The sequence below is a fragment of the Streptomyces sp. AHA2 genome (assembly GCF_036857595.1).
In the GTDB taxonomy this organism is placed as follows: domain Bacteria; phylum Actinomycetota; class Actinomycetes; order Streptomycetales; family Streptomycetaceae; genus Streptomyces.
In genome coordinates, this window is record NZ_JAUQWJ010000016.1 from 40062 (window position 1) to 66086 (window position 26025).

Below are 26025 nucleotides of genomic sequence, written 5' to 3' on the forward strand. Positions count from 1 at the left end.
AAGGGCAATGACGTGAACCGTATTCGTCGCCTGACAGACGCCACCCTGGTGACCACCGCCGGTATGCGCCGCAGGGCCGCGACGACCGCCGTGACGCTGACCGTGGCGGGCACACTCGGGTTCGCCGTGATGACGCCGGTGGCATCAGCCGCCAACGGGCCCTGCTATGACGGGCGGTGCAAGACCACTGTGTCGGCGCCCAAGACCATCAAGGTCGACAGCCGGAAGTTCGGGTTCGGTAAGTTGAAGATCACGAGCATCAGCTCCCGTTCCGTGAAGATGTCGGCCGCTGACGGGCGCCTCAGCGGCAGCACCAGCCCGGGCGGCACCGTCCAGTTCAACAACCTGAAGATCTGGGTGAAGTCGGTCTCCGGCAACAAGGCCAAGCTCGAGCTGTTCCCGACGCGGTACTGAGCCAGTCGGTGGGCTGCGGCGCGTCTGCCTCGCGCCAGGGTCCGTCGTTCCCCGAAGAGATGGGGTTCCGCCGCCCCCTGGGGTGGCGGAACCGCTGCCTGTCCGAACGCTTGCTGTTTCTCGTCCCCCTGGCGCATCGTGGCCGCGCCTCCGTCTCACCGGTGCCCCTCCGTCAGGTCCGGCACTCCAGAGACAGTGGCTGCTCCCCCGCGGACCTCCGGCTGCATCTCTGTGTTGCTGACCGGTGAAGGCCCTGGAGGTGGTTCGGGCGCCTGGGACTTGTCACGGGAGTGTGCCGGCCGACTGCGGGGGTGAGGCTGTTGCGGTGCGCCGGTAGTCGCTGGGGCTGATGCCACGGGTTCGTTTGAACGCCGCGCTGAACGCGAACGCGTCGGAATAGCCCACGGCGCGGGCGACCTCCGCGACCGTCATCGTCTTGCGCTCGGTCAGCAGGTCTGCCGCGAGCGTCATGCGCCAGCGGGTGAGGTAGGTCAGCGGCGGTTCACCGACCAGGTCGGTGAACCGCTTCGCCAACGTGGCCCGCGACACCCCGGTCCGGCCGGCGAGCGAGGCAACCGTCCACGGCGCTGCCGGTTCCCCGTGCAGCAGACGCAGCGCGCCGCCCACCACCGGGTCACGCCCGGCGGAGTACCAGCCCGGCGGAGTTCCGCCGGGCCGGTCGAAGTACTCGCGCAGCGCGCACACCAGCATCCAGTCCAGCAACCGGTCGAGAACGACCTGCTGGCCCGGCGTGTCGGCGGCGACCTCGGCGGCGAGGTGGTCCCACACGGGGTCGGGCCCGTCGCCGGATCCCACGCGCAGTACGACGGGCAGCGCATCCAGCAGCCTGCGACTGATCTCGCCGTGCGCCGGATAGGCGCCGACGACCAGGGTCGTCGTGTTCTCCCCGCCGGTACCGGCGTCGTGCCAGCCGAGCCGGTACCGGGTCCCGCCCTGCTCGGGCGTCGAGCAGAATGCGCCGCACGCGACGGGGTCGGCCCGGGTGCCCACCTCGTCGACGAAGAGGAACGGCGCGGGGCCTCGCACGATCACCGTCTCGCCGGTGCCCAGACGCTCGGGCGGGCGGTGCTCCGGCACGATCCAGCCGCCTCCGGAAAGGACGGTGCACAAGGTCAGCGGTGCGCCGTCCACGAAGTGCAGCGACCAGGGCGGGGTCAGGGTCGAGCTGCCGAACAACGAGCCCTGGGCCCGCAATCCGCGCAGCAGGTCGCCGAAAGCATCCACACGCCGAGGGTAGACGATCCAGACGATCACCCAGGTGATCTGGCGTATGACCTATGGATTCGTCCGAGTGCGTGCCGTTGACTCGCTGTCATGAGCAACGACCCCACTCTCGTCCTCGGCGCGACGGGCAACACCGGCCGGCGGGTGGCCGTCCGGCTGCGGCCGGGAAACACACCCGTGCGCGCCGCGAACTTCGCCCAGAACTTCGACGGGCACCCCTTCCGCGTTCCGCCGGCCGCCGGCGAGCTGGCGCTTCCGGCGGGCACGGTCCCTGAGCCGTTCACCGACGTCGAGGATGTCGCCGACGTAGCGGCCGCGGTGCTGTCCGAGCCCGGCGGGCACGCCGGTCGAGTCCATGAGCCGACCGGGTCGCGCGGGCTGACCTGGGCGGAGGCCGTCGAGCTGATGTGCGGACCTTCGGGGACTTCGTGCTGCGGGCCACGGCTGCGGAAGCCTGGCAGTGCTGAGTACGGCGGGCCCTGGCCCGACGCACTGGACTCAGGGAGGCGGAGCAGCGCGCGCCGACCTGCACACCCACACCACTAGCCGACGTCCGTTCTTCACATAACCGGAGCCATCGATGCACACCTTGCTGGTCGCCGCCAACCCGGACCCCCGGTCTCTCACGCATCACGTGCTGGGAAGACTTGAGGCCGCGCTTCGACCCGGTCCGGTCGAGATCGCCGACCTGTCCGCGGAACGGTTCGACCCCCGGTTCACTCCGGCGGATCGTCGGGCGTACCACGAGGGCGGCAGCTATCCGGCCGACGTCAGGGCCGAGCACCGTCGTCTCGAGCGTGCCACCGATCTTGTGCTGGTCTTCCCCGTGTATTGGTGGTCGATGCCTGCGCTCTTGAAGGGGTGGATCGACCGTGTCTTCGTCAACGGCTGGGCCTTCGAGCACTCCCCCGCTTCGGGTCTGAAGCCGAAGCTGCAGAACCTCACCACCCATCTTCTGCCCATCGCCGGCGACGACTCCGGCGCCTACGAGCGTCACGGATACGAGAGCGCGCTGCGGACGCAGATCGAGCACGGCATCGTCGACTACTGCGGCAGCCGGCGCGGCTCGACGGCGTTCCTCTACGAATCCGAACAGCTCTCCCGCGAGGCCACGGTGCGCGGGGTTGACCGTGCGGTGCGGATCATCAGCGAGGCCATCCTGGCCCGTTGAAGGAATGAGGCAGGTCAGACACCCGCTGAGGCTGTCCGGGACGAACACGACCGGGTGTTCGTCCCGACGGCGCAGAGCTGCGCTGGAGTCCGTGTCCGCCGCCCGCCCGCTCGTCGCGCCGTGCGCTCTGTGCCCGTCGACCACCGCGACCGATGTCCGTGCACGACGACGTGGTTCTGGAGGGTCCGCCATCGGGCACCGCTGAGCTGTCACACCGCCGCTGTGCTCTGGCACCCGGGCGGCACAGTGGGTCGGGAGCGTGCCCGGAGGTGAGAGCCGTGCACCGGGCGCGGGTGCTCGTCAGTTCGTGCGCCGTTCATGAGGAAAGGACGGCGGCGTGAGCGAGGGCAGCGGTCTGCTGTGGCGTTCCGTCGATCGGGACGGCCGCGCCCCTTTCCTCCTCGCCCAGCGGTTCGAGGTCGGACACTTGCGAACGGAGCAGTTCGGGCGGCATGAAATGGCCTCGTCGGGCGGTGATGCGTGCGGCGATGACCTCCGGTGAGCCGTCGAGGTGCAGGAAGAAGACATGTGGCGCGGCGGAGGCCAGCCGGTCACGGTAGCGCCGTTTGAGCGCCGAGCATGTCACCACTCCGCCGCTGTCCGCATGGTCGACGAGCCACTGTGCGATCTTGTCCAGCCAGGGCCCGCGGTCGGTGTCGTCGAGGGGATGGCCTGCTCGCATCTTCGCCACGTTGGACGCGGGGTGGAGGTCGTCCCCCTCGGCATAACCGACATCGAGGCGCTCTGCCAGCAGTCGGCCCACTGTTGTCTTCCCCGAGCCCGAAACGCCCATGACGACAACCAGGGGAACGGTGTGGTGAGACATTCAGGTCCTTCCTGCGAGATGGTGTCCCTTACGGATCGATCAGAGTTCGATGACCACCTTGACGTCGTCCTGTTGTGGGCTGAACGCTTCCATCGCGCGCTCCAGCGGCACCCGCCGAGTGATCATGCGCTCCAGCGAGGACAGGTCGGCCTGTGCCAGGGCGTCGGCAGCCTGGTGGTAGTGACGCAGGTTGGCGTTGACCGATCCGACCACCGCGTCATTCTGCAGGACGATCTCCCTGTTGATGGCACCCCCGTCCACGGTCGTCCTGCGGCCCGTGGGAGACACCCCGGTCAGGCACACCACTCCGTAGGGCGCGGTGCCCGTCAGGGAGGTGAGGACCACCTCGTTCGCGCCCGTGGCCTCGATGACGACATCCGGGCAGACACCGGTGATGACCTGCTCGACGTCCCCCGCGTGGTATGTGGCACCCAGGTCCCGTACCAGGGCGGGCTTGGTCCCTTCGGTCACCCGGTCGAGTACGTGCACCTCCAGACCACGCTGTGCGCCCAGGAGAGCGGCCAGCAGGCCGATGGGCCCTGCACCCGTCACCAGGACGCGGCGTGGCTCGAACCACGAGCGGGCACCGACACGCTCGACCTGTTCCCATGCCTTGGCCACCACGGAAGTCGGCTCCAGGAGCACACCTGCGCGCTCCAGATGCGGCGCAAGCTTCACCGCGTAGTCGGCCTCCACGCACCACGTCTGCGCGCCGAAGCCGTCGATGCTCTTGATACCGCGTTCGGTGTAGCGGCCGTTGCGGCACATGTCGAATTCGCCCCGCGCGCAGGCCCCGCAGGGCTCCGGGTCCGGCCGCCGTACCACCCCGGCCACCAGGTCGCCGGCCGTGAAGTCGCTGCCGGGCGGCGCCTGCCGGACCCTCCCGAGGGACTCGTGCCCCAGCACCAGCCACTCACGCTCTGCGGGAGCCCAGCCGTACTCGCCCTGGACGATCTCCTTGTCCGTTCCGCACACGCCCACGGCCAGGCCCTGCACCAGCAGCTCACCGGCTGCCGGAACGGGATCGGGCACATCACGCACCTCGAGGGACCCCTTCTCACCGGGCCGCACGGTCAATGCACGCATCGCCAACCTTGTCCCTCCTGTCATGGGCGCCGTTCGTGCGCGCCGCTCCATGACGTATGTCCCGTTCGGAGCCCTTCAGCACCAGTCAGCCGGGATGACGACCTGGGAGCGCGCACCGGGCAGTATCCGCATCGAGGCTGTCGAGATCGCGGACAAGTGACCCGTCCCCCGTCCCGGCGAGGCGCCATCGCCCTCAGCTCGTCCTCACCCATTCGTGGCTCCGCAAGGGGCCTGCGGTCTTCGGGTCCGGCTCGGCTTCACCCTGACGTTGATGATGCGAGGGGCTGTGTCGCCGGGTCGGGCGTCCATGAACCGCTGATGGCACGACTGCCGCTACTCCTGGTACTGCGTCAGGTCGATGCCGTACAGCACCAGGTCGTGGCCGTGGAGCGGGTCCTGCGCGGTGCCTTCCGCCTGCATGCCGAGTTTGCCGAGTACGTTCGCCGAGCTCCTGTCGTCCACCCGGCACACCGCGACCACGCGGTCGAGACCCCGGTCCTGCACGGCGAACTCCAGTGACGCGTGAGCCGCTTCGGAGGCGTATCCCTGCCCCCAGAACGCCCGTCCCAGCCGCCAGCCGATCGCCACCTGGCCGGCGACGTCAGCCGGCGTCTGCGCCACGGAGAGGCCGACTGCACCAGCCAGTTCACCGGACCCCAGGAGCTCGACGGCGAACATGCCGAATCCTTCCTCGTCCCACTCCTCCTCCCACGCCTCGATGTCGTGGGCCGTCTGCTCCAGGGAACGGGTCGTGCCGTTTCCGACGTTCTGCATCACCACCGGATCGGCGTGGATCTCCGACAGAGCGGCGAGGTCGTCGTCGAACCATCGGCGCAGGACGAGGCGCGGTGTACGGATTTCGGTCATGGCCCCATCCTGCCGACACGGCCTCGCCGAAGCGAACCGGGGCGCCGCCCGTGGTCAGGGACGAGTCACCGGATGGTGAGACCCGCGGTGGAGGATGAGGAGAGAGACATTCGCCAGGAGAAAGCCTCCGCCCATACCAAGAAAGGTGGTGTGTGGTGTCACGGGGCTTGGATCCGCCGGTGCGGCCGAATGGCCGCTCAGTGCTTTCCTGCGCTTCCTGGCGGCGGCATACCCGTCAGAGCCAGCCCTGCCGGGACGCCTGAAGACCCAGTTGGAATCGCGTCTGGGCTCCGAGGAGCTCCTGAAGTCTGCTGATGCGTCGGGCGATCGTCCGCTCGCTGACGCCCAGTTCGCGGGCGATCGCCTCATCGGTGAGGCCTGCGCTGAGGTATGTCAGCAACTGCTTGGTCCGGGCTGGTGCGTCACGGTCGGCCGCGTCACCGGCGGTGATCGGCACGGCCATGCGCCAGAAGGCGTCGAAGACTCCGGCCAGCCCGGACAGGAACGGGGAGTCGTGCACGACGACCGCGGCGACCTGGGGCCTCCCGACGAGTGGCGCTCGGGCCGCGACCAGCGCCCACCGGTCGTCGACGAGGGTGATGTTCATCGGCACGTGGGCGAACACCCGGGCCTCCTCACCCGCGTCGACGCACTGCTGCACCATGCGCAGGGCCTGCGGGTCCCGCAGGACGTGGGTTCCATAGATCACTTGGTACTCGACGCCCCGGCCCAGGGCGTCGAAGAGGCCGTCGACGATCTTGTGGCCCTCTGTCGAGAGGTTGCCGAGGGTCATGGCCCGCACCCGCTCGCGCGCCAGCCGCTGGACGCTGTCGAGTACCTGGCGGCCCGCCCGGTGAGAGGGCAGCAGCTCGAAGTCCGAGCGTTCCCCGAAGCTGCGGCTCCACAGCTGCGACAGGACTTCTGCGCTGTCCCGGGCCGCGGCCGCTTCCCGTGAGCGGCGTTCGGCGAGGGCTTCCATGACGAGGCGGGGCGGGAGGGGAAGGACCGTTTCGGCGTCCCGGCGCTCGACGAGGCCGAGGGCTCGCAATTCCTCCAGTGCGTCCACGACGTCGTGCGAGGGGACGTGCAGGCGGGTGGCCAGTTCGCTCACGACGCACTCGCCGGAGTCCACGAGATCGAGGTACGTGCGCTCTGCGGCGGCGGACAGGCCGAGAGCTTGCAGGGGGCCCATGGACGACGTTCTACCACCACTGCCGACGGTGAACGACGCACACGTGACCAGCACCACTGCGGTCCGGGCCTCCCGCCGCCTTGGAGCGCCGGTCAGGCGTCGGGCTCGGTGAGCCGGGGCAGCTCCTGATCGAACAAGGTCGCGAAGGTCTGCGAGGCCAGGATGTGCCCCTGCTTTTGAGCGGCCTGGGTGACGCCGTAGGCCCACTCGACGGAGTGCAGGCGCTGGTTCGGCGTGCCGTGGTGGCTGGAAAGGGAGAAGGAGCAGTCACCGAGCTGGAAGAAGACCTGGGAGAAGGCCTGGACGCGCTTCCACTGCATCGCAGCACCCCGCGCGTGGGTCAGGTAGTAGGAACCGAAGGCGTCGGCCATCAGCTCGGTCCGCCTGCCGGCCTCCGCACCGGTGAGATCGCTGGCGAACAGGCCCTTCCGGTACTGCACCTGGTGGCCGTACTCGTGGGCCAGGATCGCCTGGGGGGCTACGTCGTCCAGGCCGGCGGCACGGAAGCCTTCGAGGACGCCGTCACCCATCACGATCTCGGGCGGGATCGTTCCGACGCCCGGCAGGTCCAAGCCGTCGACGGCGAATGCGTTGAAGGTGAACAGCGGATGCCGGCCATGGTCGAACTTGTCCTGGTCGGCAAGAGTCGCCACCGCGTTCGCGAGCTGGGCCGAGATGCTTTCGCTGAACCCGAAGCCGGTCTCGAAGACCCGCTCGACACGAGCCGGGTCGATGAGGACGTCGGAGTGCATGGGCACCACCCGCACGCGGCTGCCGTCGATGTCCCAGAAGGACCGCAGATCGCGCGCGGCGTGGGTGACCTGGGTGGTGAACTCACCCTGCGGCCCGAAGTCGGTCCCCGCCTCGTCGGGAAACAGTACGGCGTTCAGCAGCACCACCTGCTGGAAGATGCCGGCGACGCTGTGGTCGGAGGCGTCCCATCCGCTGGTGGAGGTGGCCAGCCAGTCGCGCACTGGCGTGGACGTCGTGCACTGGTAGTCGGCGGGGTCTATGGCCTCGCCGGGCAGCAGGTCGTCCACGCCCAGCTCCGCCCGCAGCCGTTCGGCCCGGGCCGTGCCGTCCGGCAGCAGTGATGCGAGACGCTGCTCCAGCGGCTGCGCCTGAGCCGGGTTCAGGTCGCCGGAGGGTGCGCCGTGCGCCTGAGCCGGCAGCGCGATCAAACCGATCGCCAGGCTCACGGCAGCAGCGGCGGTGCGCCAGGTGGTGCGTGTGTTCATCGTTCTCCTCGGACACCGGAAGATGTGGGACGCGCTCACTAAACACAGGCGACGCCCAGGGAATCGAGGTGCTTGGGCTGACGGAAAGCGGCATGGCAGGAAGACGACGTCACACAGGCCGCAGCATCCGCAGGCGGTGGGCTCAGCCGCCTGGTCCGCCCCGCCTTCGAATGGAACTTCGCTCCGCAGCGGAGGTCGCATGTGCGCGGCAACAGCCCAGCGGCGTGCCGCTGACCGTGGAGGAAGCCCATGTGTCCTTACACGGCCTCTCAGCCCGGCCCGGGCCGGGCCTCCTGGCGCCTTGTGCGCCATCAGCTCATCCCCGGCGAAACCACGTGCTCCGGCGTCGGTTCTGGCCGAGTTCGACAGCTCCTCGTGGGATGCCAGGGCTGTCGACGAGCGCGTCCTCAGCGACCTGCGCCACCACTACGCGGGCTCCGAGAAGCGCGTTGAGTTGCTCACGTCAACTCGCTATGTGCGCGCAAGGTGAAGCGATACTCGGCCCGGGAGCCCTGCTCCCGGGCCGTACGTCTAACGGTCGCCGTGTTCGGTGTGCCGGGCTCCCCGCCGACCGGGCAGGTCCTCAGGCACACGGATCAGGTGCACGGCCGTACTGGCCCAGTCACCGGCCGGCAGGTCGAGACGCAACCCGTACTCGGTGAGCACCGTGGACCGGTGGAGGGCGCCGGTGCGGCTGTCGCGGTACCGCGCACCGGGCGGCAGGGCGGCCAGCCGCACCGGCAGCCGCGGGCTTCCGTGGCGCGGCCCGCGCTGCCAGGCCAGGATCAACACCTCGTCGGCGTCCTCGGCCACGTACTGCACGACGGTGGGGGCGTCGTCCAGCGGTGGTGCGGACAGCCAGTGCAGCGAACCGTGCTGTACGAGGTGCCGCACCTTCTTGTACTCGGCGACCAGCGCCGCCGCCTCGGAGAGTTCCTCCTCGGACCATCGCGTGAGATCGCCGCCGATGCCCAGCAGCCCGGACATCGCGACGTGGAAGCGGAAGCGCAGCGGCACCGAGCGGCCCGTCAGCTGGTTGGGCACGTCGGTCACCCATGCGGACATCGCACGCGCCGGATGGAGCTGGGTGAAGCCGTGGTGGATGGAGAGCCGGTCCACGGCGTCGGTGTTGTCCGACGCCCACGCCTGGTCGGTACGGGCGAGGATGCCCAGGTCGATCCGGCCGCCGCCGCCGCTGCACGTCTCGATCCGCAGATCGGGATGATCGGCACGCAGCCGGTCGATGACGTCGTAGAGGTTGGTCACGTACCGCGTCCACAGCCGGTCGGCGCCGTCGGGCTGTCCCGGCCAGCCGGCCTCTCCGAAGGACCGGTTCATGTCCCACTTGAGGAAGTCGATGTCGTGGTCGGCCACGAGGCGGGTGAGCCAGTCGTAGGCCCAGTCGGCGACGTCCTGGCGGGCGAAGTTGAGGACGAGCTGGTTGCGCAGTTCGGTGCGCTGCCGTCCGGGGATGTGCAGGACCCAGTCGGGGTGGGCGCGGTACAGGTCGCTGTCGGGGTTGACCATTTCCGGCTCGACCCAGATGCCGAAGCGCATGCCGAGCTCGTGGACGGCTCGGGCCAGGGGGCCGAGCCCTTCGGGGAAACGGTCGGGTGCGGGAACCCAGTCGCCGAGGCCGGCGGTGTCGCTGCGGCGGGCGCCGAACCATCCGTCGTCGACGACGTAGAGCTCCACTCCCAGTGCGGCGGCCCGTTCGGCCAGCGCCTTCTGGCCGACCTGGTCCACGTCGAAGCCGGTCGCCTCCCAGGAGTTGTACAGCACCGGCGCCGTCTCGTGGGCGTGGGGCATCACGTGCTTGCGGATGTAGGCGTGCCAGGCGCGGCCGGCCGCGCCGAATCCGCCGTCCGTGCACAGCCCGGCGAAGACCGGGGTGGTGAACTCCTCCCCCGGCGCGAGAGGTACGGGGACGCCTTCGTGGCCGGCGCCCCCGGTGAGGCCCGCGCGGCCGTCGGGCGTGCGCTGCACGGTGATGCGCCAACTCCCGCTCCACGCGAGGGCGGTGCTCCACACCCGGCCGTGGTGTTCGGTGGCCTGGCCGGAGTCCAGCATGACCCAGGGGCTGACGTGGTGACTGGTGATACCGCGCCGGCTGGTCAGCACGGTCTCGCCGTGCGGCAGCCGGTCACGGTGCACCTGGCTCTCGGCCGACCACTGGCCGGTGACGTGGCTGAGGCGGTAGTCCGGCAGCAGGGGCAGGGCCCATGCGGCGGAGTCGGCGCGAAGCAGGCTCAGCTGCTGGTCCCCGCCGTTGCGCAGGACGGTGCGGCGCTCGATGACGTCGGTGTCGCGGCGGACGCGGTAGTGCAGCGTCACCTCCAGCGGGTACAGCCGGTCGCGGAACTCGAGGACCAGCTCGGCCTCGTCGGCGGAGGGCTCCAGGACCCTGTGTCCGGTCGGCTGCCACTCGAAGGCGCGGGAGCCGTCCTCGTAGCGGATCTGCAGGGAGGGAGGTCCGTAGCGGGTGCCGCCGTCGACGGGCAGTTCCTCACCCACCGGCGGCCGGCCCTCGAAGCTGCTGGCCGACGGGCCGGGCGAGGTGAGGAGTTCCTCCGCCTCGTCCAGCGTCAGCCGCGGGCCCCAGGCCACATGGCAGGGCGCGCCGGTCTCGTCGATCCGCAGCACGTATGACGTTCCCTGGGTGTTCAGCAGCCATGTCCCGGTGTCGGGGTGGCGGGAGATCAACGGCATGGGGCCTCACGTTCGGGCTTCGGGGATGCTCCACAGAGACAACCGCGACCTTTGATCACGTGTCAACCCCCCGTGCAGGGTGAGGATTTGCAAGCTCAAGGCGGCCTGAACTTTCACTTCCGACGATCTCTGCTTCTTTCATTGACAGCAGAAAATAACCAACATAAGTTCCGGCCATGCACCCCGCCCTCCGTCCCGAGACGTTCCCGGTGAACACACCGGCCGCCTCCCAGATCTTCACCACCGTCCTGGCCCATGGCCCCCTCACCCGCCTGGAGGTGGGCCGCCGAGCCGGGCTGTCGCCCGCCGCCGTCACCAAGGCGGTACGTCCTCTCATCGAGGCCGGTTACCTGGTGGAGGGCGCCGACGAGGACGCCCGCCCCGCGCTCGGACGGCCGGCGAACCTGGTTCGGGTCGACGGCGGGCGGGCGCTGTTCGCCGGCCTCAAGGTGACCGGTGACGAGATCATCGGTGTCCTCACCGACCTGTGCTGTCGCATCCTCGTTGCCCGTCACACGCCACTGACGGGCCGGGACCCCGGATCGGTCCTGACCACGGCCGCCGAACTGGTGCGGGAACTGCTCGCCGAGGCCGACGGCCTCGGTGTGGGGGTCCTGGGCCTCGGTGTCGCCGTCTCCGGCGACGTCGACCGCGGGGAGGGCACCGTCCGCTACTCGCCGTTCCTGGAATGGCACGACGTGCCGCTGGCCGAACTGGCCGCCACCATCACCGGCCTGCCGGTCACGGTCGACAACGACGTGCGCGCGCTCACCGTCGCGGAGCAGTGGTTCGGTGCGGGGGTGGGGCTGTCCGACTTCGCCGTGGTGACGGTCGGCGCGGGCATCGGCTGCGGGCTCGTCGTGCACGGCCGGGTCGTCGCCGGTGCGCACGGGGTGGCAGGCGAGATCGGCCATGTGACCGTCGATCCGGCCGGCCCGCCCTGCCACTGCGGCAACCGCGGCTGCGTGGAGGCGATCGCGTCGGACGCCGCGATCATCGGCCGGATCCGGGAGGCGACAGGGGTCGAGGTCACCGACCCGCTCCACGCCGTCGAACTCGCGCGGCAGAACGTGGCCGGTGTACGGGAGGTGTATGCGGCCGCGGGTGACGCGATCGGCCGCGGCATCGCCACCGTCGCCAACCTGCTCGGCCCCGAGCGCGTGATCATCTCCGGTGAAGGGCTGGCCGCCTACGACTTGTTCGCCGAGCAGATCCGTGACGCCTTCACCACGGCCGCCTTCGGGTCCGCCGCCCGGTGCGACGTACAGACCCGCCCCCTGCCCTTCGAGGAGTGGGCCCGTGGGGCCGCGGCCACCGCGATCCAGTCCTTCATCAGATCAGAAACGAACTAACACGCACGAGGAGCAACGATGACGCAGCAGAGCCGCACTCCCCTGGCTGCGCAGGGTCCCGGCCGTCGCAGAGTCGTGGGCGGGCTGGTCGGCCTCGGCACCACGGTCCTGTCCGCTCCGCTGCTCGCCGCCTGCGGCGGAGGAGCGGCAGCCGATCCCAAGACGGTCACCTTCGGCTCCAACGGGGCCGACGCCACACCGAAGTCGGCCTACGCGGCCGTGACCAAGGCGTTCACCCGGGACTCGAAGCTGAAGGTGACGACGAACACCGTCGACCACGACACCTTCCAGAAGAGCATCACCAGCTACCTGCAGGGCACTCCGGACGACGTCTTCACCTGGTTCGCCGGCTACCGCATGCAGTACTTCGCCGAGAAGGGCCTGTGTGCCCCCGTCGACGACGTGTGGGACACCATCGGCGGTGGTTTCAGCGAAGCCACCAAGCAGCTCTCGCGCGGCGAGGACGGCAAGTACTACTTCGTCCCGCTGTACAACTACCCGTGGGCCGTCTTCTACCGCAAGAGCGTCTTCAAGGAACGGGGCTACGACGTTCCGCACAGGTGGGACGAGTTCACCGCGCTCGCCAAGCAGATGAAGAAGGACGGCCTGGCGCCCATCGCCTCCGGTTACGGCGGCGGCGACAGCTGGTCCGTCCTCGGCGCCTTCGACTACCTGGACCTGCGGGCCAACGGCTACGACTTCCACATGCAGCTCATGCGCGGCGAGGTCTCCTGGACGGACAAGCGGGCCGCCCGCGTCCTGGACCTGTGGCGTGAGGTGACCCCGTACTACCAGAGCGGCGCCGGCGGGCGCTCCTGGCAGGACGCCGCGCAGTCGCTGATCGACAAGAAGTCCGGCATGGCCGTCATCGGGCTGTTCCTCGGCCAGCAGGTCACCGACGAGAAGATACGCGCCGACATCGACTTCTTCCCCTTCCCGGAGATCGACGCCGCCCACGGTCAGGACGCCGTCGAGGCACCCACCGACGGGTTCATGCTCAGCCGCAAGCCCAAGAACGACAGCGGCGCACGGAAGTTCCTGGAATTCCTCGGCGGCGCCCGGGCCGAAGAGCTGTACATGGGCGTCGACCCGAGCAACCTCGCCGTCAACAAGCAGGCGTCCACCGCCTCGTACAACGACCTGCAGAAGAAGTCCGCCGAACTCATCGCCTCCGCCAAGCACATCAGCCAGTTCGCCGACCGCGACAGCGACCCCGGCTTCATCTCCACCGTCGTCCTGCCCGGCCTCACCGAATGGCTCGGCCACCCCGACGACGGAGCGTCGACGCTGAAGAGGATCGAATCCCAGCGCTCGCGCTTCTTCTCCGCCTGACCAGGACCGGAAAGGCCCCGCCGTGTCCTCCGCGACCTCCCCCTCCCGGCTGAGCAAGGGCGACCGTCTCTTCCTGACGGCCGCCATCGGCCTGCCCGTCCTCGCCCTGCTCGTCTTCGTCTGGCTGCCGGCACTCGCCTCGGTCGGGCTGTCCTTCACCACATGGGACGGCATCTACCTGAGCGACATCCACTGGACGGGCACGGAGAACTACCAGCAGATCCTGACCAATTACCCGCCCTTCTGGCCCGCCGTGCGGCACAACGTCGTCTGGCTGCTGTTCACGGCGCTGCTGCCGACCCCGTTCGGCATCTTCCTGGCCTACCAGCTGGACAAGAAGATCCGCTTCACGCGCTTCTACCAGACGGCGATCTTCCTGCCCATGGTGCTCTCCCTCGCCGTCGTCGGCTTCATCTGGGAGATCATCTACAACCCGGACACCGGCCTGCTCAACAGCCTGATGGGCGCGACCGGTTCGGCCCATCACATCGACTGGCTGGGCAACCCCGACCTGAACCTGTGGGCCGTCCTCGTGGCATCCGGCTGGCGGCACACCGGCTACATCATGATTCTCTACCTGGCCGGCCTGAAGAGTTTCGACCCGGCCCTGAGAGAGGCGGCCTCACTCGACGGCGCGAACGGCCGCCAGACGTTCCTGCGCGTGGTCTTTCCCGCGCTGAAGCCGGTGAACATCATCATCCTGGTCGTCACCGTCATGGAATCCCTGCGGGCCTTCGACATCGTCTACGTCCTGGGCGGCGGCATCGGCAGCAAACCCGGCATGGAACTGCTGTCCCTGCTCATCACCGACAACATCATCGGCGAGTCGAGTCACATCGGGTACGGCTCCGCCCTCGCGGTCGTCCTGCTCCTGGTCTCCCTGGCCGCCATCGGGACGTTCCTGTTCCAGACGTTCCGCAAGGAGGACCAGTGACCACGACCGCCCCCCGGCCGGCTCGGCGGCCGCGGCCGGCGCGCCGGCCCGAGCCGCACGACGGCCCCTCCCGCCCGCCCCGCAACCTGGGCCGCCACCTGCTGCTCGGCGGCGTCTCCGTGCTGTGGCTGGTCCCCCTGCTGTGGGCCGTCTACACCTCCCTGCGCTCCTACGGCGACACCTCCGAGCACGGATACTTCTCCCTGCCGCACAGCTTCGGCCTGGAGAACTACAGCGACGCCTGGAACGAGTCCGGGATGCCGCACTTCTTCTGGAACTCCGTCCTCATCACCGTCCCCGCCGTCCTCGGCACGCTCCTGTTCTCCGCGGCCGTCGCCTTCTTCGTCGCCCGCTTCGACTTCCGCTTCAACATCGCCCTGCTGATGCTCTTCACCGCGGGCAACCTGCTGCCCCCGCAGGTCCTCATCACCCCGCTGTACCGGCTGTACCTGCAGATCCCGCTCCCGCCCTGGATGAGCGACTCCCTGCTGCTGTACGACTCCGCCTGGGGCATCATCGCCATCCACATCGCCTACCAGTGCGGCTTCTGCACCTTCGTCCTCAGCAACTACATGAGGACGGTCCCCAAGGAGATCTTCGAAGCGGCCGTCGTCGACGGAGCGCAGGCCTGGCGCCAGTTCTTCCAGATCGTGCTCCCCCTGTGCCGCCCCGCATTCGCCGCACTGGCCACGCTGGAGTCGATCTGGATCTACAACGACTTCTTCTGGCCCCTCATCCTGATCGACACCGGTGACAAGCGCCCCATCACGTCCGCGCTGGCCAACCTCCAGGGCCAGTACTTCACCAACCCCAATCTGATCGCGGCAGGTGCGCTGATGACCGCGATCCCGACCCTGCTGGTGTACTTCGCGCTCCAGCGCCAGTTCATCAGCGGTCTCACCATCGGCTCGGGCAAGGGCTGAGCCGCCCCGTTCCCCCGACGGAACCGAACCCACAGGAGGCGCGACCCATGCGGTCATCCTCATACACCGTCCTGCCCGCACGCACCCTGAGAGCCCTCGTGGTCCTCGCCCTCACCGCGGGCGCCGCCACCGCCGTCACGCCCACCGTCCACGCCGGGACCCGGACGACCCCCGCTGCGGCCCCCACCTCTGCCGAGGTCTCCTCCGCCCCGGCCGCCAAGCCCTACATGGGCTGGTCCAGCTGGAGCATGCAGTCGTCCAAGTACCCGGGCCTCAACCCCGACGGCGACTACAGCTACCTCACCGAGGCCAACGTCCTGAAGCAGGCCGACGCCCTGGCCGCCAAGCTGAAGAAGTACGGCTACGAGTACGTCAACATCGACGCCGGCTGGTGGCGTGACAAGACGTGGAAGCCCGGCTTCGACCAGTACGCCCGTCAGAAGGCCGACCCCGTCCGCTTCCCGCGCGGCATGAAGGCCGTCGCCGACCACATCCACGCCAAGGGCCTCAAGGCGGGCATCTACCTGCCGGCCGGACTGGAAAAGGAGGCGTACAACGACGGCAGGACGCCGATCTGGAACACCGACGACTGCACCACCGCGGACATCGTCCACGACGACCTGCGCACCACCAACGGCTGGGACAGCTCCTACAAGCTCGACTTCTCCCGTCCCTGCACGCAGAAGTACATAGACTCCCAGGCCCGGCTGTTCGCCGACTGGGGCTACGACTTCCTCAAGCTCGACGGCGTCGGACCCGGCTCCGGCAAGAGCGGCGCGCAGTACGACAACGTCGCCGACGTCGCCGCCTGGCACAAGGCCATCGCCGCCACCGGCCGCCCCATCCACCTGGAACTGTCCTGGTCCCTCGACATCGGCCGGATCGCCGACTGGAAGAAGCACTCCCAGGGCTGGCGCATCGACACCGACGTCGAGTGCTACTGCAACACCCTCGTCAGCTGGGAGAACTCCGTCGACGACCGCTGGGACGACCTCCCGGCGTGGACCCGGCACGCCGGCCCCGGCGGCTGGAACGACCTCGACTCCCTCGACGTCGGCAACGGCGAGATGGACGGCCTCACCAAGGCGGAACGGCAGAGCTACGCCACCCTGTGGGCCATCGCCAAGTCGCCGCTGTACACCGGCGACGACCTCACCCGCCTGGACCCCTACGGCCTGTCCCTGCTGACCAACCGCGAGGTCATCGCCCTCAACCAGGGCCCCAACCCGCCCGCACGCCCCGTCACCCCCTCCGACCCGCAGCAGGTGTGGGCGTCGAAGAACCCCGACGGCAGCTACACCGTCGCCCTGTTCAACCTCGCCGACAAGCCCGCCTCGGTGACCGCCGCCTGGGCCGCCCTCGGCTTCACCGGCAAGGCCGGGGTCCGGGACCTGTGGAACCACGAGAACCTCGGCACCCACAAGAACAAGATCACCCAGGCCCTGCCCGCCCACGGCTCCCGGCTGTTCACCGTCGACCCCAGGGGCGAGTCCCTGACGACCACGGCCTACGAGGCGGAGCGGTCCGCCAACACCCTCGCCGGCAACGCCTCGGTCGCCGACTGCTCGGCCTGCTCCGAGGGCAAGAAGGTCGGCAACCTCTACCAGGGTGGCAAGCTGACCTTCAACGACATCGTCGTGACCGAGCCCGGCACCTACCAGGTCAGGATCGCCTACATCAGCGGTGACCCCCGCTCCGCGCGGGTGTCCGCCAACGCCGGCGGCGGAACCGGCCACAAGTTCGCCTCCACCGGCGACTGGGGAACCGTCGCGACGGTCAGCGTCCCGGTGACGCTCGAGGCCGGCAGCAACACCATCACGATCGACAGCGGTACCGGCTACGCCCCGGACATCGACCGGATCGACGTACCGAAGACGCTCTGACATCCCATGGGGCCCGGCCACCGGCCGGGCCCCTCGCCCGACGTCCCCGGAGCCGCCGCCATGACCCTCCGTCCGTCCCAGCCCAGCAGACGAACCCTGCTCTCGCTCACCGCCACGGCCGGTCTCGCCGGAGCGCTCGGCACACTGCCCGCCTTCACCGCCTCCGCAGCGCCGCAACGCCCCACCGACGCGCCGTCCCTCCCCGCGTCCCCCGCCGGCCGACTGTGGTGGCAGGCCCCCGCCGACGACCACTCGATGATCGAGCAGGGCCTCCCTGTCGGCAACGGCCGCCTCGGCGCCCTCGCGGGCAACGACCCCGGCCGCGAACTGCTGCTGATCACCGACGCCACGATGTGGACCGGCGGCCTCAACGACACCCTCGAACAGGACGGCCAGTTCCCCTACGGCCGCGACGACTTCGGCTCCTTCACCCTGCTCGCCCGCCTCACCGTCGACCTCGACGGCCACGACCTGTCCACCGTCTCCGGCTACCGCCGCACCCTCGACCTCGAGCGGGCCGTCGTCACCACGTCCTACGAGCACTCCGGCGTGACCTACCGCCGGGAGATCTTCGCCAGCCGCCCCGACGACGTGATCGTGCTGCACTTCACGCAGAGCGGCGGCGGCCGCCACACCGGCACCGTCACCCTGGCCGGGACACACGGCGAGGACGCCGCCACCTCGTTCGGCGCCGCCCTCCCCAATGGACTGCGCTACGGCGCCGCGGTCACCGCCCACGGCAAGGGCGGCCACGTGACGGTCGACGGCGAGCGCGTCTCCTTCACCGGCTGCAGAGAACTCACCGTCGTGGTGAGCGGTGGCACCGACTACCAGCCCGACGCCGCCACCCACTTCCGCGACACGTCCCTCGACCCCGAGCGACTCGCCCGCACCAAGGTCCGCACCGCCGCAGCGCACACCGCCGCCACCCTGCTGCGCACTCACATCACCGACTACCGCGCCCTGTACGGCCGCATGGACGTCTCCCTCGGCACCTCCACCCCCGAACAGCGCTCCCTGGACACCTGGGAACGCATCCGGGCCCGGGCCCACAACGGGACACCCGACCCCGAACTGGAGGCCGCCTTCCTCCAGTTCGGCCGTTACCTGATGATCTCCGGCTCCCGGGGCAGCCTGCCGCTGAACCTCCAAGGGCTGTGGCTCGACGGCAACGACCCCGACTGGATGAGCGATTACCACACCGACATCAACATCCAGATGAACTACTGGCTGGCCGACCGGGCCGGTCTGTCCGCCTGCTTCGACACGCTCACCGACTACTGCCTCGCCCAGCTGCCCGCCTGGACCGACCTCACCCGCAAGCACTTCAACGACCCGCGCAACCGCTACCGCAACTCCACCGGCAAGATCGCCGGCTGGACGGTGGCCATCTCCACCAACCCTCACGGCGGCAACGGCTGGTGGTGGCACCCGGCGGGCAACGCCTGGCTGTGCAACTCCCTCTGGGAACACTACGAGTTCACCACCTCCCGCACTCACCTGGAGCGCATCTACCCCCTCCTCAAGGGCGCCTGCGAGTTCTGGGAGGCGCGGTTGCTCACCACCACCCTGCCGGGCAGCTCGAAGGAGGTGCTGATCGCCGACAGCGACTGGTCGCCCGAGCACGGCCCGCTCGACGCCAAGGGCATCACCTACGCCCAGGAACTCGTCTGGACCCTGTTCGGCAACTACTGCGCCGCGGCCGCCGAGTTGCGCAAGGACGGCGCCTACGCGGACACCGTCGGCGCCCTGCGCCGAAAGCTTCACCTGCCGAAGGTGAGCCCGAAGACGGGCTGGCTGGAGGAGTGGATGTCCCCCGACAATCTCGGCGAGACCACCCACCGCCACCTGTCCCCGCTCGTCGGTCTCTTCCCCGGTGACCGCATCCGCCCCGACGGCTCCACCCCGCCCGACATCGTCGAGGGCGCAACCGCCCTGCTCACGGCACGCGGCATGGAGAGCTTCGGGTGGGCCAACGCCTGGCGCGGCCTGTGCTGGGCCCGCCTGAAGGACGCCGAGACGGCCTACCAGCTGGTGGTGAACAACCTGCGCCCCTCGGCCGGCGGCAGCAACGGCACCGCCTTCAACCTCTTCGACATCTACGAGGTCGAGAAGGGGCGCGGCATCTTCCAGATCGACGCCAACTTCGGCACCCCGGCGGCGATGATCGAGATGCTGGTGTACTCGCGTCCCGGCCATGTGGAGCTCCTGCCCGCCCTGCCGACGGCGTGGGCGGAGTCCGGCTCACTCACCGGGGCGGGCGCCCGCGGCGGCTTCGTGGTCGACCTGGAGTGGAAGCAGGGCAGGCCCACCGAGGTACGGGTCCGCAGCGTCGGGGGCCGGACCACCACGATCGCGTACAGGGGAGGGTCCCGCACGGTGTCACTGAGGCCCGGTGAATCGGTCACACTGAAGGGCTTCGCCCGATGACGCGCCGACTCGCCCGCGCCGGCGGGCTGACGGCCGCGGTGCTGGCCGCCGTCGTCCTGCAGCCCGCGCCGGCTCCCGCGCAGGCAGTGGGTCAACGGGGTGACGTGGTCACCTGGGCGGCGAGCGCGGACCGGATGGGCGAGGCCGCCGCCGACCGGAGCTACCGCCTGGTCGTGCGCACCAGCGTCGCGGGCACCGATCTGCGCATCCGGCTGTCCAACGCCTTCGGGGACCGCCCGGTGACGTTCGACAGCGCCTACACCGGACTGCAGGCGGAAAGAGCCGCGCTCGTGCGGGGCAGCAACCGTCGGCTGACCTTCGACGGGAACCGCTCCGTCACCGTCCCCGCCGGGAAGAGCGTGCTCAGCGACCCCCTGCCCGGCAGGCTGCCCGCCGGGAGCGACCTGGTCGTCAGCATTCACACACCCGACGCCGCGGGCCCGGCCACCGGCCACGGCATGGCCCTGCAGACCTCCTACGCCGCGAAGGGTGACCACACGGCGCAAGCGGGCGCCGAGGCATGGACGGACGAGATCGGTTCGTGGTTCTACCTCGACGCGGTCTCGGTCCGGCCGCAGGCCGGCACCGGGGCCGTGGTGGCACTGGGCGACTCGATCACGGACGGCTGGCAGTCCACGACCGACCTCGACCGCCGCTGGCCCGACTACCTCGCCCGCCGCCTCCAGAAGGCGGACACTCCCCTCAAAGGCGTCGCCAACGAGGGAATCTCCGGCAACAAGGTCCTCGCCGACGGCGCCGGGCAGAGCGCCCTCAACCGCCTGGACCGCGACGTCCTCTCCCACCCCGGCGTGCGCACTGTGCTCCTGTTCGAGGGTGTCAACGACCTCAAGGCCCACACCGGCGTCACCGCCCAGGACTTGATCGCCGGATACCGGCAGATCGCCGACCGCGCGCACAAGGCGGGCAAGTGCGTCGTCGGAGCCACCGTCGCCTCCTTCAAAGGCTGGTCCGAATGGGACCCGGCCGCCGAAGCCGTACGCCAGGAGGTCAACACCTACATCAGAACCAGCGGCGACTTCGACGCCGTCACCGACTTCGACCGCGTCCTGCGCAGCCCCTACGACCCCGAACGGATCCTGCCCGTCTTCGACGGCGGTGACCACCTGCATCCCAATGACAAGGGCATGCAGGCCATGGCCGACGCGGTCGACCTGCACCGCCTCGACTGCGACCGCCCACGCCGCACCGGCTGAGCACTCCGTACACGGTACGGCTGGCAGCCCGGGCATCAGCCCTGCACGCTGAACGGCATGCCCATCTCGACGCCGCCGGGTGATCGCGTCTTACCGGCTTTCGGTCACCGTTCATCAGTGCTGCCGGTGGACGGCCGTCGCCTGCCGGAAGCCCGGACGGCGACGGCCGGACCGACCCGGCCCTGCCTCCCGTCCCGGCGGCCCGAGGGGTTCCTGGCTGAAGAGGCCGGGGTGCGGGAGGAGACGGCGAGGTCGAGTGCGCAGCGCGGCCGGTCCCGATCGGTCCGGGCGCCGTGGCAGCCGGCGGCGTGCAGCGGCAGGAAGGCCGGCGTGCCCTGCGGGCACCACCACACCCGCCGGGGCGACTGCCCGGGGGCGGGCGGTTCGGTGTGTCCGGGATGCTGGAGCACGGGTCCGGTGACGGTGTCCCAGAGCCACTCCGGTACGCCGGGGAAGGTCTCCTGCGCGGACCGGGTCCCCTCCAGGCGGGCTCCGGGGCGGGAGGCGGCGCGGATGGCGTCGCGGAAGGCGGCTACCTGCTCGGCCACGGTGCCGGAGCACACCTTCAGCGGCAGGACGTCGATCGTGCCGTCGGCCACGATGACGGCGTCGCAGAGACGCTGATGCTGAGGAGCACGACGGGTCCGTCGCCCGCCTCGCGGAGGGTGTCCTGGCCCGGGTGCCGGGCCAGGACACACTCGGCTAGCCGCGCAGTGTCGTCACTGCGCTGTTGTACGCCTGCGCGGTCAGCACCGGGCGCCGTGAAGCCGAGGCCTCCGACGGCCAGGACAGGGTGACGCGGCGGGATTCGCCGGGCAGCAGCCAGAAATAGTTGTCGCTGTACAGCGTCGGCAGCACCCGGCGGCCGTCCGCTTCCTCCAGCAGCGACAGCCGGACCATGGCGGCCACCGCCGCTCCGCGGTTGTGGACCGTGGCCGTCAGCTCGTGACGGTCTCCGGAGCGCGACGTCCTGGTGATGTCCCCGGTCAGCTTCACCCGCATGACCTTGTTGAGCGCCCGCAGGGCCGAGGCGTCGCGGTGGCGCCAGTAGGTGTTCCGTGAGACCTCCCTGCCCTCGGCGTCGGTCAGCGTGAGCCGCAGAAGATGCACATCCGGAAGGTCGTCCGTCCACCCCGCGGTGAAGGCCTTCGCGGTGGCCGCACGCGCGACATTCAACCGAGCCGTTCTGGTCGAGCCGAGCTGACGGCCGTTCAGGTCGAGAATCCGGGCCGTGACGGTGGCTGCGCGCAGGTCGCTCGACGTGTGGTTGACGGCCAGGACCTGCCACTTCACCGGGTCGGCCTGGACGTGCAGCGGTTCGCAGGCCGAACGGGCGCCGTAGTAGGTGCCGTTGACGTCGAAATCGTAGTCGTAGGTCTGCCAGACCGTGCTGTGCCAGGCCGGGTGGGACATCCACAGCATCAGGCCGGAGGCGTTGTCCCACAGGTTGGCGTTCCACGCCTCGAACATGGCGCGGGTGTTCTCGTAGTTGACGAACTGCGCCTTGCGGGCGAAGTCGTCGAGGTCTGCGGCCTCGCCGAGGCGTGCCTCGATGGCCGCCTTGTAGTTCTGCGGCGCCTGGTTCCCGCGTTCGCTCCAGTCGTGGTGGTACCAGGCCCCTCCGATGGGCCACTCGGGCTCGTCGCCCGTCATGGCGCGGACGCTGGCCGCGGTGGAGACCACGGGCATACCGATCTCGGTGTGGAAGCCGAAGTCCTTGCTGCCGTAGGTCATGGGGTCGAAGTACTTCTCCGGCTCCACCCAGCCGTAGGGACCGCCGCCGGTGACGATTCCTCCGGCCGAGTTGTTCTGGTACAGCAGGCCGGGTGCCTGGCCCTGCACGGCTTCGCGCATGCCCTTGTCGATGGCGGCCGGGGGGTTGCCCTCGTTGGCGCCGCACCAGACGACCACGCTCGGGTGGATGCGGTAGCGAAGCACGGTGTCCCGGGCGAGCGAGATGAAGGCCTCACGGTCCGGCGGGTCCATGCCCCACGCGTTGGGGAAGTCGTTCCACACCAGAATGCCGTGCCGGTCGCAGGCGGCGAAGAACTCCTCCCGGTCGCTGCTGCCGACCCAGTTGCGGATCATGGTGAAGTTCATGTCGCGGTGCATGCGTACGGCCGCGTCCATACGCTCGGGGGGCATCCGGCGCAGCAGCTCGTCCCAGCCCCAGTTGCCGCCGCGGGCCAGCACGCGGACACCGTTGACGCTGATCTTCAGGGGTTCGGGGGTGTTGGACACTGACTTGACGTCGGTCCAGGACTCGCCGTCGTCGGAGACCTGGATGACGTACGTCTTCGGGTACGCGCTCTCCCAGACGACGGCGACGCGGTCGAAGGCCCGTGGTGATCCGAGGTCGACCTGAATCCACTGATGGTCCTCGTACGTGGAGGACCAGCGGGTGCCCGCATCGCCGTCGGTGGCGTGGGACGCGGGGTGCTCGGACTCCTCGGTCGAGGCGGTGGCCGTCCGGCGCAGAGCGAGATCGGTGCCCGGGTCAGTCCGGTCGATGACGCTGAAGGTCCACAGCGAGTTGCCCCAACTGGTGTTGCGCAGGCCGCAGCTGAGACGGACGTAGCGTGCCGTGCGCCGGTCGAAGTCCTCGACCCGGAGACTGGCGTTGCCGTTGCCGAACGGCAGTGGCACGGCCCCGTTGTCCACCGACCGCACGTCCGTCCACTTCGAGCCGTCCGCCGAGACCTGGACGACGAAGGTCTTCGCGTACGCCTGCTCCCAGGTCAGGTCGACGCGGTCGAAGGACTGGGTGGAGCCCAGGTCGACGCGTATCCACTGGTCGTCCTCGTAGGCGGAGGACCAGCGGGTGCCGGCGTCGCCGTCGGTGACGTTACCCGCTTCGTGGTCGTCCTGGTCCGTGGTGGATGCCTCGGCCGGGGCGTGCAGGGCCAGGTCGACGCCCGGCCGGGCGCTGTCGCCGACGGCAAGGGCCCACAGGGAGCTGCCCCAGGAGGTCGCGCGGGTCAGGCAGCGGATGCGGACGTGCCGGGCCTGCTGCCGGTCGAAGGTGACGGTCTGCGTGTAGGAGTCACCGGACGCGGTGAACGGCAGCGGCGTGTCGTACTCGTAGCCGAACTGTCGGAGCCCGAAGCGTGTGGTGCGCCGGTCGCTCTCCCGGCCGCCGGCCGATGCCGTCAGAGTGAGGTCGTGCAGGTGAGGCTCGCCCAGGCCGTTGGGCCACCACAGCTCGGGGTCGCGCACCTTCAACTGCTCGTATGCGCCGGGAGCGAAGACGACATCGACGCTCTCGCCCGCCTTCACGGTGACGCTCCGGGAGACGCGCACGCCGTCGAAGGCTGCGGTGACCGTCGCCCGGTGGTCGATGTCATCGGCGTTGCGGACCGGTACGACGACGGTCACCTCGGCGGCCGACACATCGGGCAGGTCAGGCAGCACGGTGTCCACCCGCGGGTCGCCGAGGACGACGTGCCCGGTCGACCGGAGCCGGACGTGGTTCCAGATGCCGGCTGCGCGGTCGCGTACGGCGGGCATCCAGTCCCAGCCCGACGAGGCCAGATACGTCGGGGAGTTGAGGTTCATCTGCTGTGCGCCGGCGTCGACCCAGGCCTCGCCCGCGGGGCCCTTGTCTCCTGGACTGCCGGGCACCGGCATCGGTGTGATCCGCACGGCGAGCGCGTTCTCGCCCTCGACATCGAGGTGGCCGGTGACGTCGAAGGCGGAGCGGGCGAACGGGTAGGTGAGGTCGCCGACCTGCCGGCCGTTGAGCCAGACGTCGGCCTTGTGATTGATGCCGTCGAACTCCAGCCAGACATGCCGGTCGGCGCCGGTGCGCAGGCCCTTGGGCAGCGCGAAGTCGCGCTTGTACCACCAGGAGTGGCGAGACAGGGCTTCCGGGATGTGGAGGTTGTTCAGACCCGCCACGGGGTCGGGCAGCTTGCCCTGGTCCACGAGGGAGCCGAGCACCGTGCCGGGCACGGTCGCGGGCAGCCAGGTACTGGTGTCCACGGAGGTCTTCGAGAGGCCGGCGCCGTCGGCGTCGGCCCAGTCGTCCATGGTCAGGCGCCAGCCGGATTCCAGGGGCACGGTCCCGTCGCCCGCGACCTTCAGTTTGGGCGCCTTGGCGGGGTGGGAGCCCCAGTCCGTCCAGCCGGTCGCCGAAGGGCGACGGCCCTCAGTGGTGCCGTACACCTCGAAGCCGTTCAGGCCGAGTGGCAGTGGGCTGGAGCGCTTCTGGGAGGTCATGCGCACCCAGCGGGCCCTCACCGGGCGCGGGAACTGGACGTTCACCATGCCACCGGTTCCGGCCGTGGTGCGGTATGCGGTGGTCCAGGACTTGTCGTCGAGGGAGGTCTCCACCACGAAGACCAGGGAGTAACTGGACCGGATCTCCTTGCCGGTGGTGCCGCTGTGCACATTGCCGCTGGTGGGAGGCGTGTACACCGGGTCGGAGGCATCGGCCTCGAAGGTCAGCCGAATGTGGGTGACCTCGCACGCCGCCTGGAGGTCGACGGCGATCCACTGCGGGTCACCCCCCTCGGCGCGCCATCCACTGCCCCTGACGCCCGGGGAGGCGAGGCGGTCGACGACGAACGAGCCGGGCGTGGCGGCGTAGGCGGTGGAGGAGACCGCGACGGGTCGGTACAGAGCCAGCTCGCCCGGTGTGGCGGGCGCAGCCGGTGGGCCGGTCGGGGCGGCGGCAGCATGCGGCGCGGGAAGCGAACTGAGGCCGAACCCGGCCAGCAGCGTGGCACCCGAGGTGACAACGGTCCGTCGCGACGGAAGGCGCGATGAGCCCGGAAGATCTGTCATGTGTGTGATGTCCCATCAAACAGCGCAAGCCGAACCGGCTCCGCACGCCGGCGCCGAATCGGATGACAACGTTGCCAAAGGCTGTGCCGCGCAGCGTTCACTGTCAACCCCTGGGGCGCGTCTGCTTGGCCCGCCGTCTGACGGATGTTCGCAAGCCATTGCTGAAGCGAACGTCGCGGATCGTGGGGCACACTCAAGACCACGTCCCGTCGCGGCCGTCTTTCACCTTCGGTACGCGCCTTGTCGGCGACTGCGACGTTCCTTGTCCGAACTGGGTTCTCTGCGCGGCGCCTTCCCTCGTTCGCCGACCGGCCTCAACCATCTGACGTGCGGTTTTAAGGCCTCACTTAGAGACTTGTCGGGCCAGATGGTGGCTGCCAGTGTGTTCCACGAAGCGCGCTGTGGTCGGTTCACAGCCCCAAGC

Annotated in this window: 18 protein-coding genes; 9 read left to right on the forward strand and 9 right to left on the reverse strand. The window is 69.7% G+C overall.

Annotation, left to right across the window (positions count from 1 at the left end):
* Positions 1-12: 12 nt before the first annotated feature.
* Complete coding sequence (locus Q5694_RS26425) at positions 13-414, forward strand: hypothetical protein (RefSeq protein ID WP_333935870.1); 402 nt, start codon at positions 13-15, stop codon at positions 412-414.
* A gap of 282 nt (positions 415-696) precedes the next feature.
* Here the strand turns inward: Q5694_RS26425 and Q5694_RS26430 are convergent, their stop codons facing one another.
* On the reverse strand, positions 697-1659 hold the full coding sequence (locus Q5694_RS26430) for an AraC family transcriptional regulator (RefSeq protein WP_333935871.1): 963 nt from the start codon (positions 1657-1659) through the stop codon (positions 697-699).
* A 580-nt stretch (positions 1660-2239) separates the two neighbouring features.
* Between Q5694_RS26430 and Q5694_RS26435 the strand changes: the two genes are divergently transcribed.
* The gene (locus Q5694_RS26435) at positions 2240-2830 is read left to right on the forward strand and encodes an NAD(P)H-dependent oxidoreductase (RefSeq protein WP_333935872.1); all 591 of its coding nucleotides are present in this window, start codon (positions 2240-2242) and stop codon (positions 2828-2830) included.
* Between the two features lie 316 nt (positions 2831-3146).
* On the opposite strand, the gene Q5694_RS26440 is transcribed toward Q5694_RS26435, so the two are convergent.
* From Q5694_RS26440 to Q5694_RS26465, 6 genes are all read right to left on the reverse strand, one after another.
* The gene (locus tag Q5694_RS26440) at positions 3147-3656 is read right to left on the reverse strand and encodes a gluconokinase (protein WP_333935873.1); all 510 of its coding nucleotides are present in this window, start codon (positions 3654-3656) and stop codon (positions 3147-3149) included.
* 39 nt (positions 3657-3695) lie between these two features.
* On the reverse strand, positions 3696-4742 hold the full coding sequence (locus Q5694_RS26445; RefSeq protein WP_333935874.1) for a glucose 1-dehydrogenase: 1047 nt from the start codon (positions 4740-4742) through the stop codon (positions 3696-3698).
* Positions 4743-5075: 333 nt separating this feature from the next.
* Positions 5076-5609 (reverse strand): GNAT family N-acetyltransferase, encoded by a 534-nt coding sequence (locus tag Q5694_RS26450; RefSeq protein ID WP_333935875.1) that lies wholly within the window; start codon positions 5607-5609, stop codon positions 5076-5078.
* A 235-nt stretch (positions 5610-5844) separates the two neighbouring features.
* Positions 5845-6801 carry a helix-turn-helix transcriptional regulator gene (locus tag Q5694_RS26455; protein WP_333935876.1) on the reverse strand — a complete coding sequence of 319 codons (957 nt, stop codon included), beginning with the start codon at positions 6799-6801 and terminating at the stop codon, positions 5845-5847.
* Positions 6802-6893: 92 nt separating this feature from the next.
* Positions 6894-8039, reverse strand: a complete 1146-nt coding sequence (locus tag Q5694_RS26460) for a hypothetical protein (RefSeq protein WP_333935877.1) — start codon at positions 8037-8039, stop codon at positions 6894-6896.
* A 531-nt stretch (positions 8040-8570) separates the two neighbouring features.
* The gene (locus Q5694_RS26465; protein WP_333935878.1) at positions 8571-10748 is read right to left on the reverse strand and encodes an alpha-galactosidase; all 2178 of its coding nucleotides are present in this window, start codon (positions 10746-10748) and stop codon (positions 8571-8573) included.
* Between the two features lie 176 nt (positions 10749-10924).
* Here Q5694_RS26465 and Q5694_RS26470 point away from each other — a divergent pair, with 176 nt between their 5' ends.
* From Q5694_RS26470 to Q5694_RS26500, 7 genes are read left to right on the forward strand one after another with little or no spacing between them, the layout of a single operon-like run.
* Positions 10925-12100 (forward strand): ROK family transcriptional regulator, encoded by a 1176-nt coding sequence (locus Q5694_RS26470; RefSeq protein WP_333935879.1) that lies wholly within the window; start codon positions 10925-10927, stop codon positions 12098-12100.
* 18 nt (positions 12101-12118) lie between these two features.
* Positions 12119-13432: an ABC transporter substrate-binding protein gene (locus Q5694_RS26475; protein WP_333935880.1), complete on the forward strand. Its 1314-nt coding sequence runs from the start codon at positions 12119-12121 to the stop codon at positions 13430-13432.
* Positions 13433-13454: 22 nt separating this feature from the next.
* On the forward strand, positions 13455-14366 hold the full coding sequence (locus Q5694_RS26480) for a carbohydrate ABC transporter permease (protein ID WP_333935881.1): 912 nt from the start codon (positions 13455-13457) through the stop codon (positions 14364-14366).
* Positions 14363-15289, forward strand: coding sequence for a carbohydrate ABC transporter permease (locus Q5694_RS26485; RefSeq protein ID WP_443040945.1), 927 nt, complete (start codon positions 14363-14365; stop codon positions 15287-15289). The genes Q5694_RS26480 and Q5694_RS26485 overlap by 4 nt, the downstream gene beginning before the upstream one ends.
* Before the next feature lie 47 nt (positions 15290-15336).
* The gene (locus tag Q5694_RS26490; protein WP_333935882.1) at positions 15337-17172 is read left to right on the forward strand and encodes an alpha-galactosidase D; all 1836 of its coding nucleotides are present in this window, start codon (positions 15337-15339) and stop codon (positions 17170-17172) included.
* A gap of 60 nt (positions 17173-17232) precedes the next feature.
* Positions 17233-19602, forward strand: coding sequence for a glycosyl hydrolase family 95 catalytic domain-containing protein (locus Q5694_RS26495; protein ID WP_333935883.1), 2370 nt, complete (start codon positions 17233-17235; stop codon positions 19600-19602).
* A complete protein-coding gene (locus Q5694_RS26500) occupies positions 19599-20816 on the forward strand; it encodes an SGNH/GDSL hydrolase family protein (protein ID WP_333935884.1) in 1218 nt (405 codons plus the stop codon). The genes Q5694_RS26495 and Q5694_RS26500 overlap by 4 nt, the downstream gene beginning before the upstream one ends.
* A gap of 104 nt (positions 20817-20920) precedes the next feature.
* On the opposite strand, the gene Q5694_RS26505 is transcribed toward Q5694_RS26500, so the two are convergent.
* On the reverse strand, positions 20921-21415 hold the full coding sequence (locus Q5694_RS26505; RefSeq protein WP_333935885.1) for a hypothetical protein: 495 nt from the start codon (positions 21413-21415) through the stop codon (positions 20921-20923).
* A 103-nt stretch (positions 21416-21518) separates the two neighbouring features.
* Positions 21519-25601 carry a discoidin domain-containing protein gene (locus tag Q5694_RS26510; protein WP_333935886.1) on the reverse strand — a complete coding sequence of 1361 codons (4083 nt, stop codon included), beginning with the start codon at positions 25599-25601 and terminating at the stop codon, positions 21519-21521.
* Between the last annotated feature and the right edge of the window lie 424 nt (positions 25602-26025).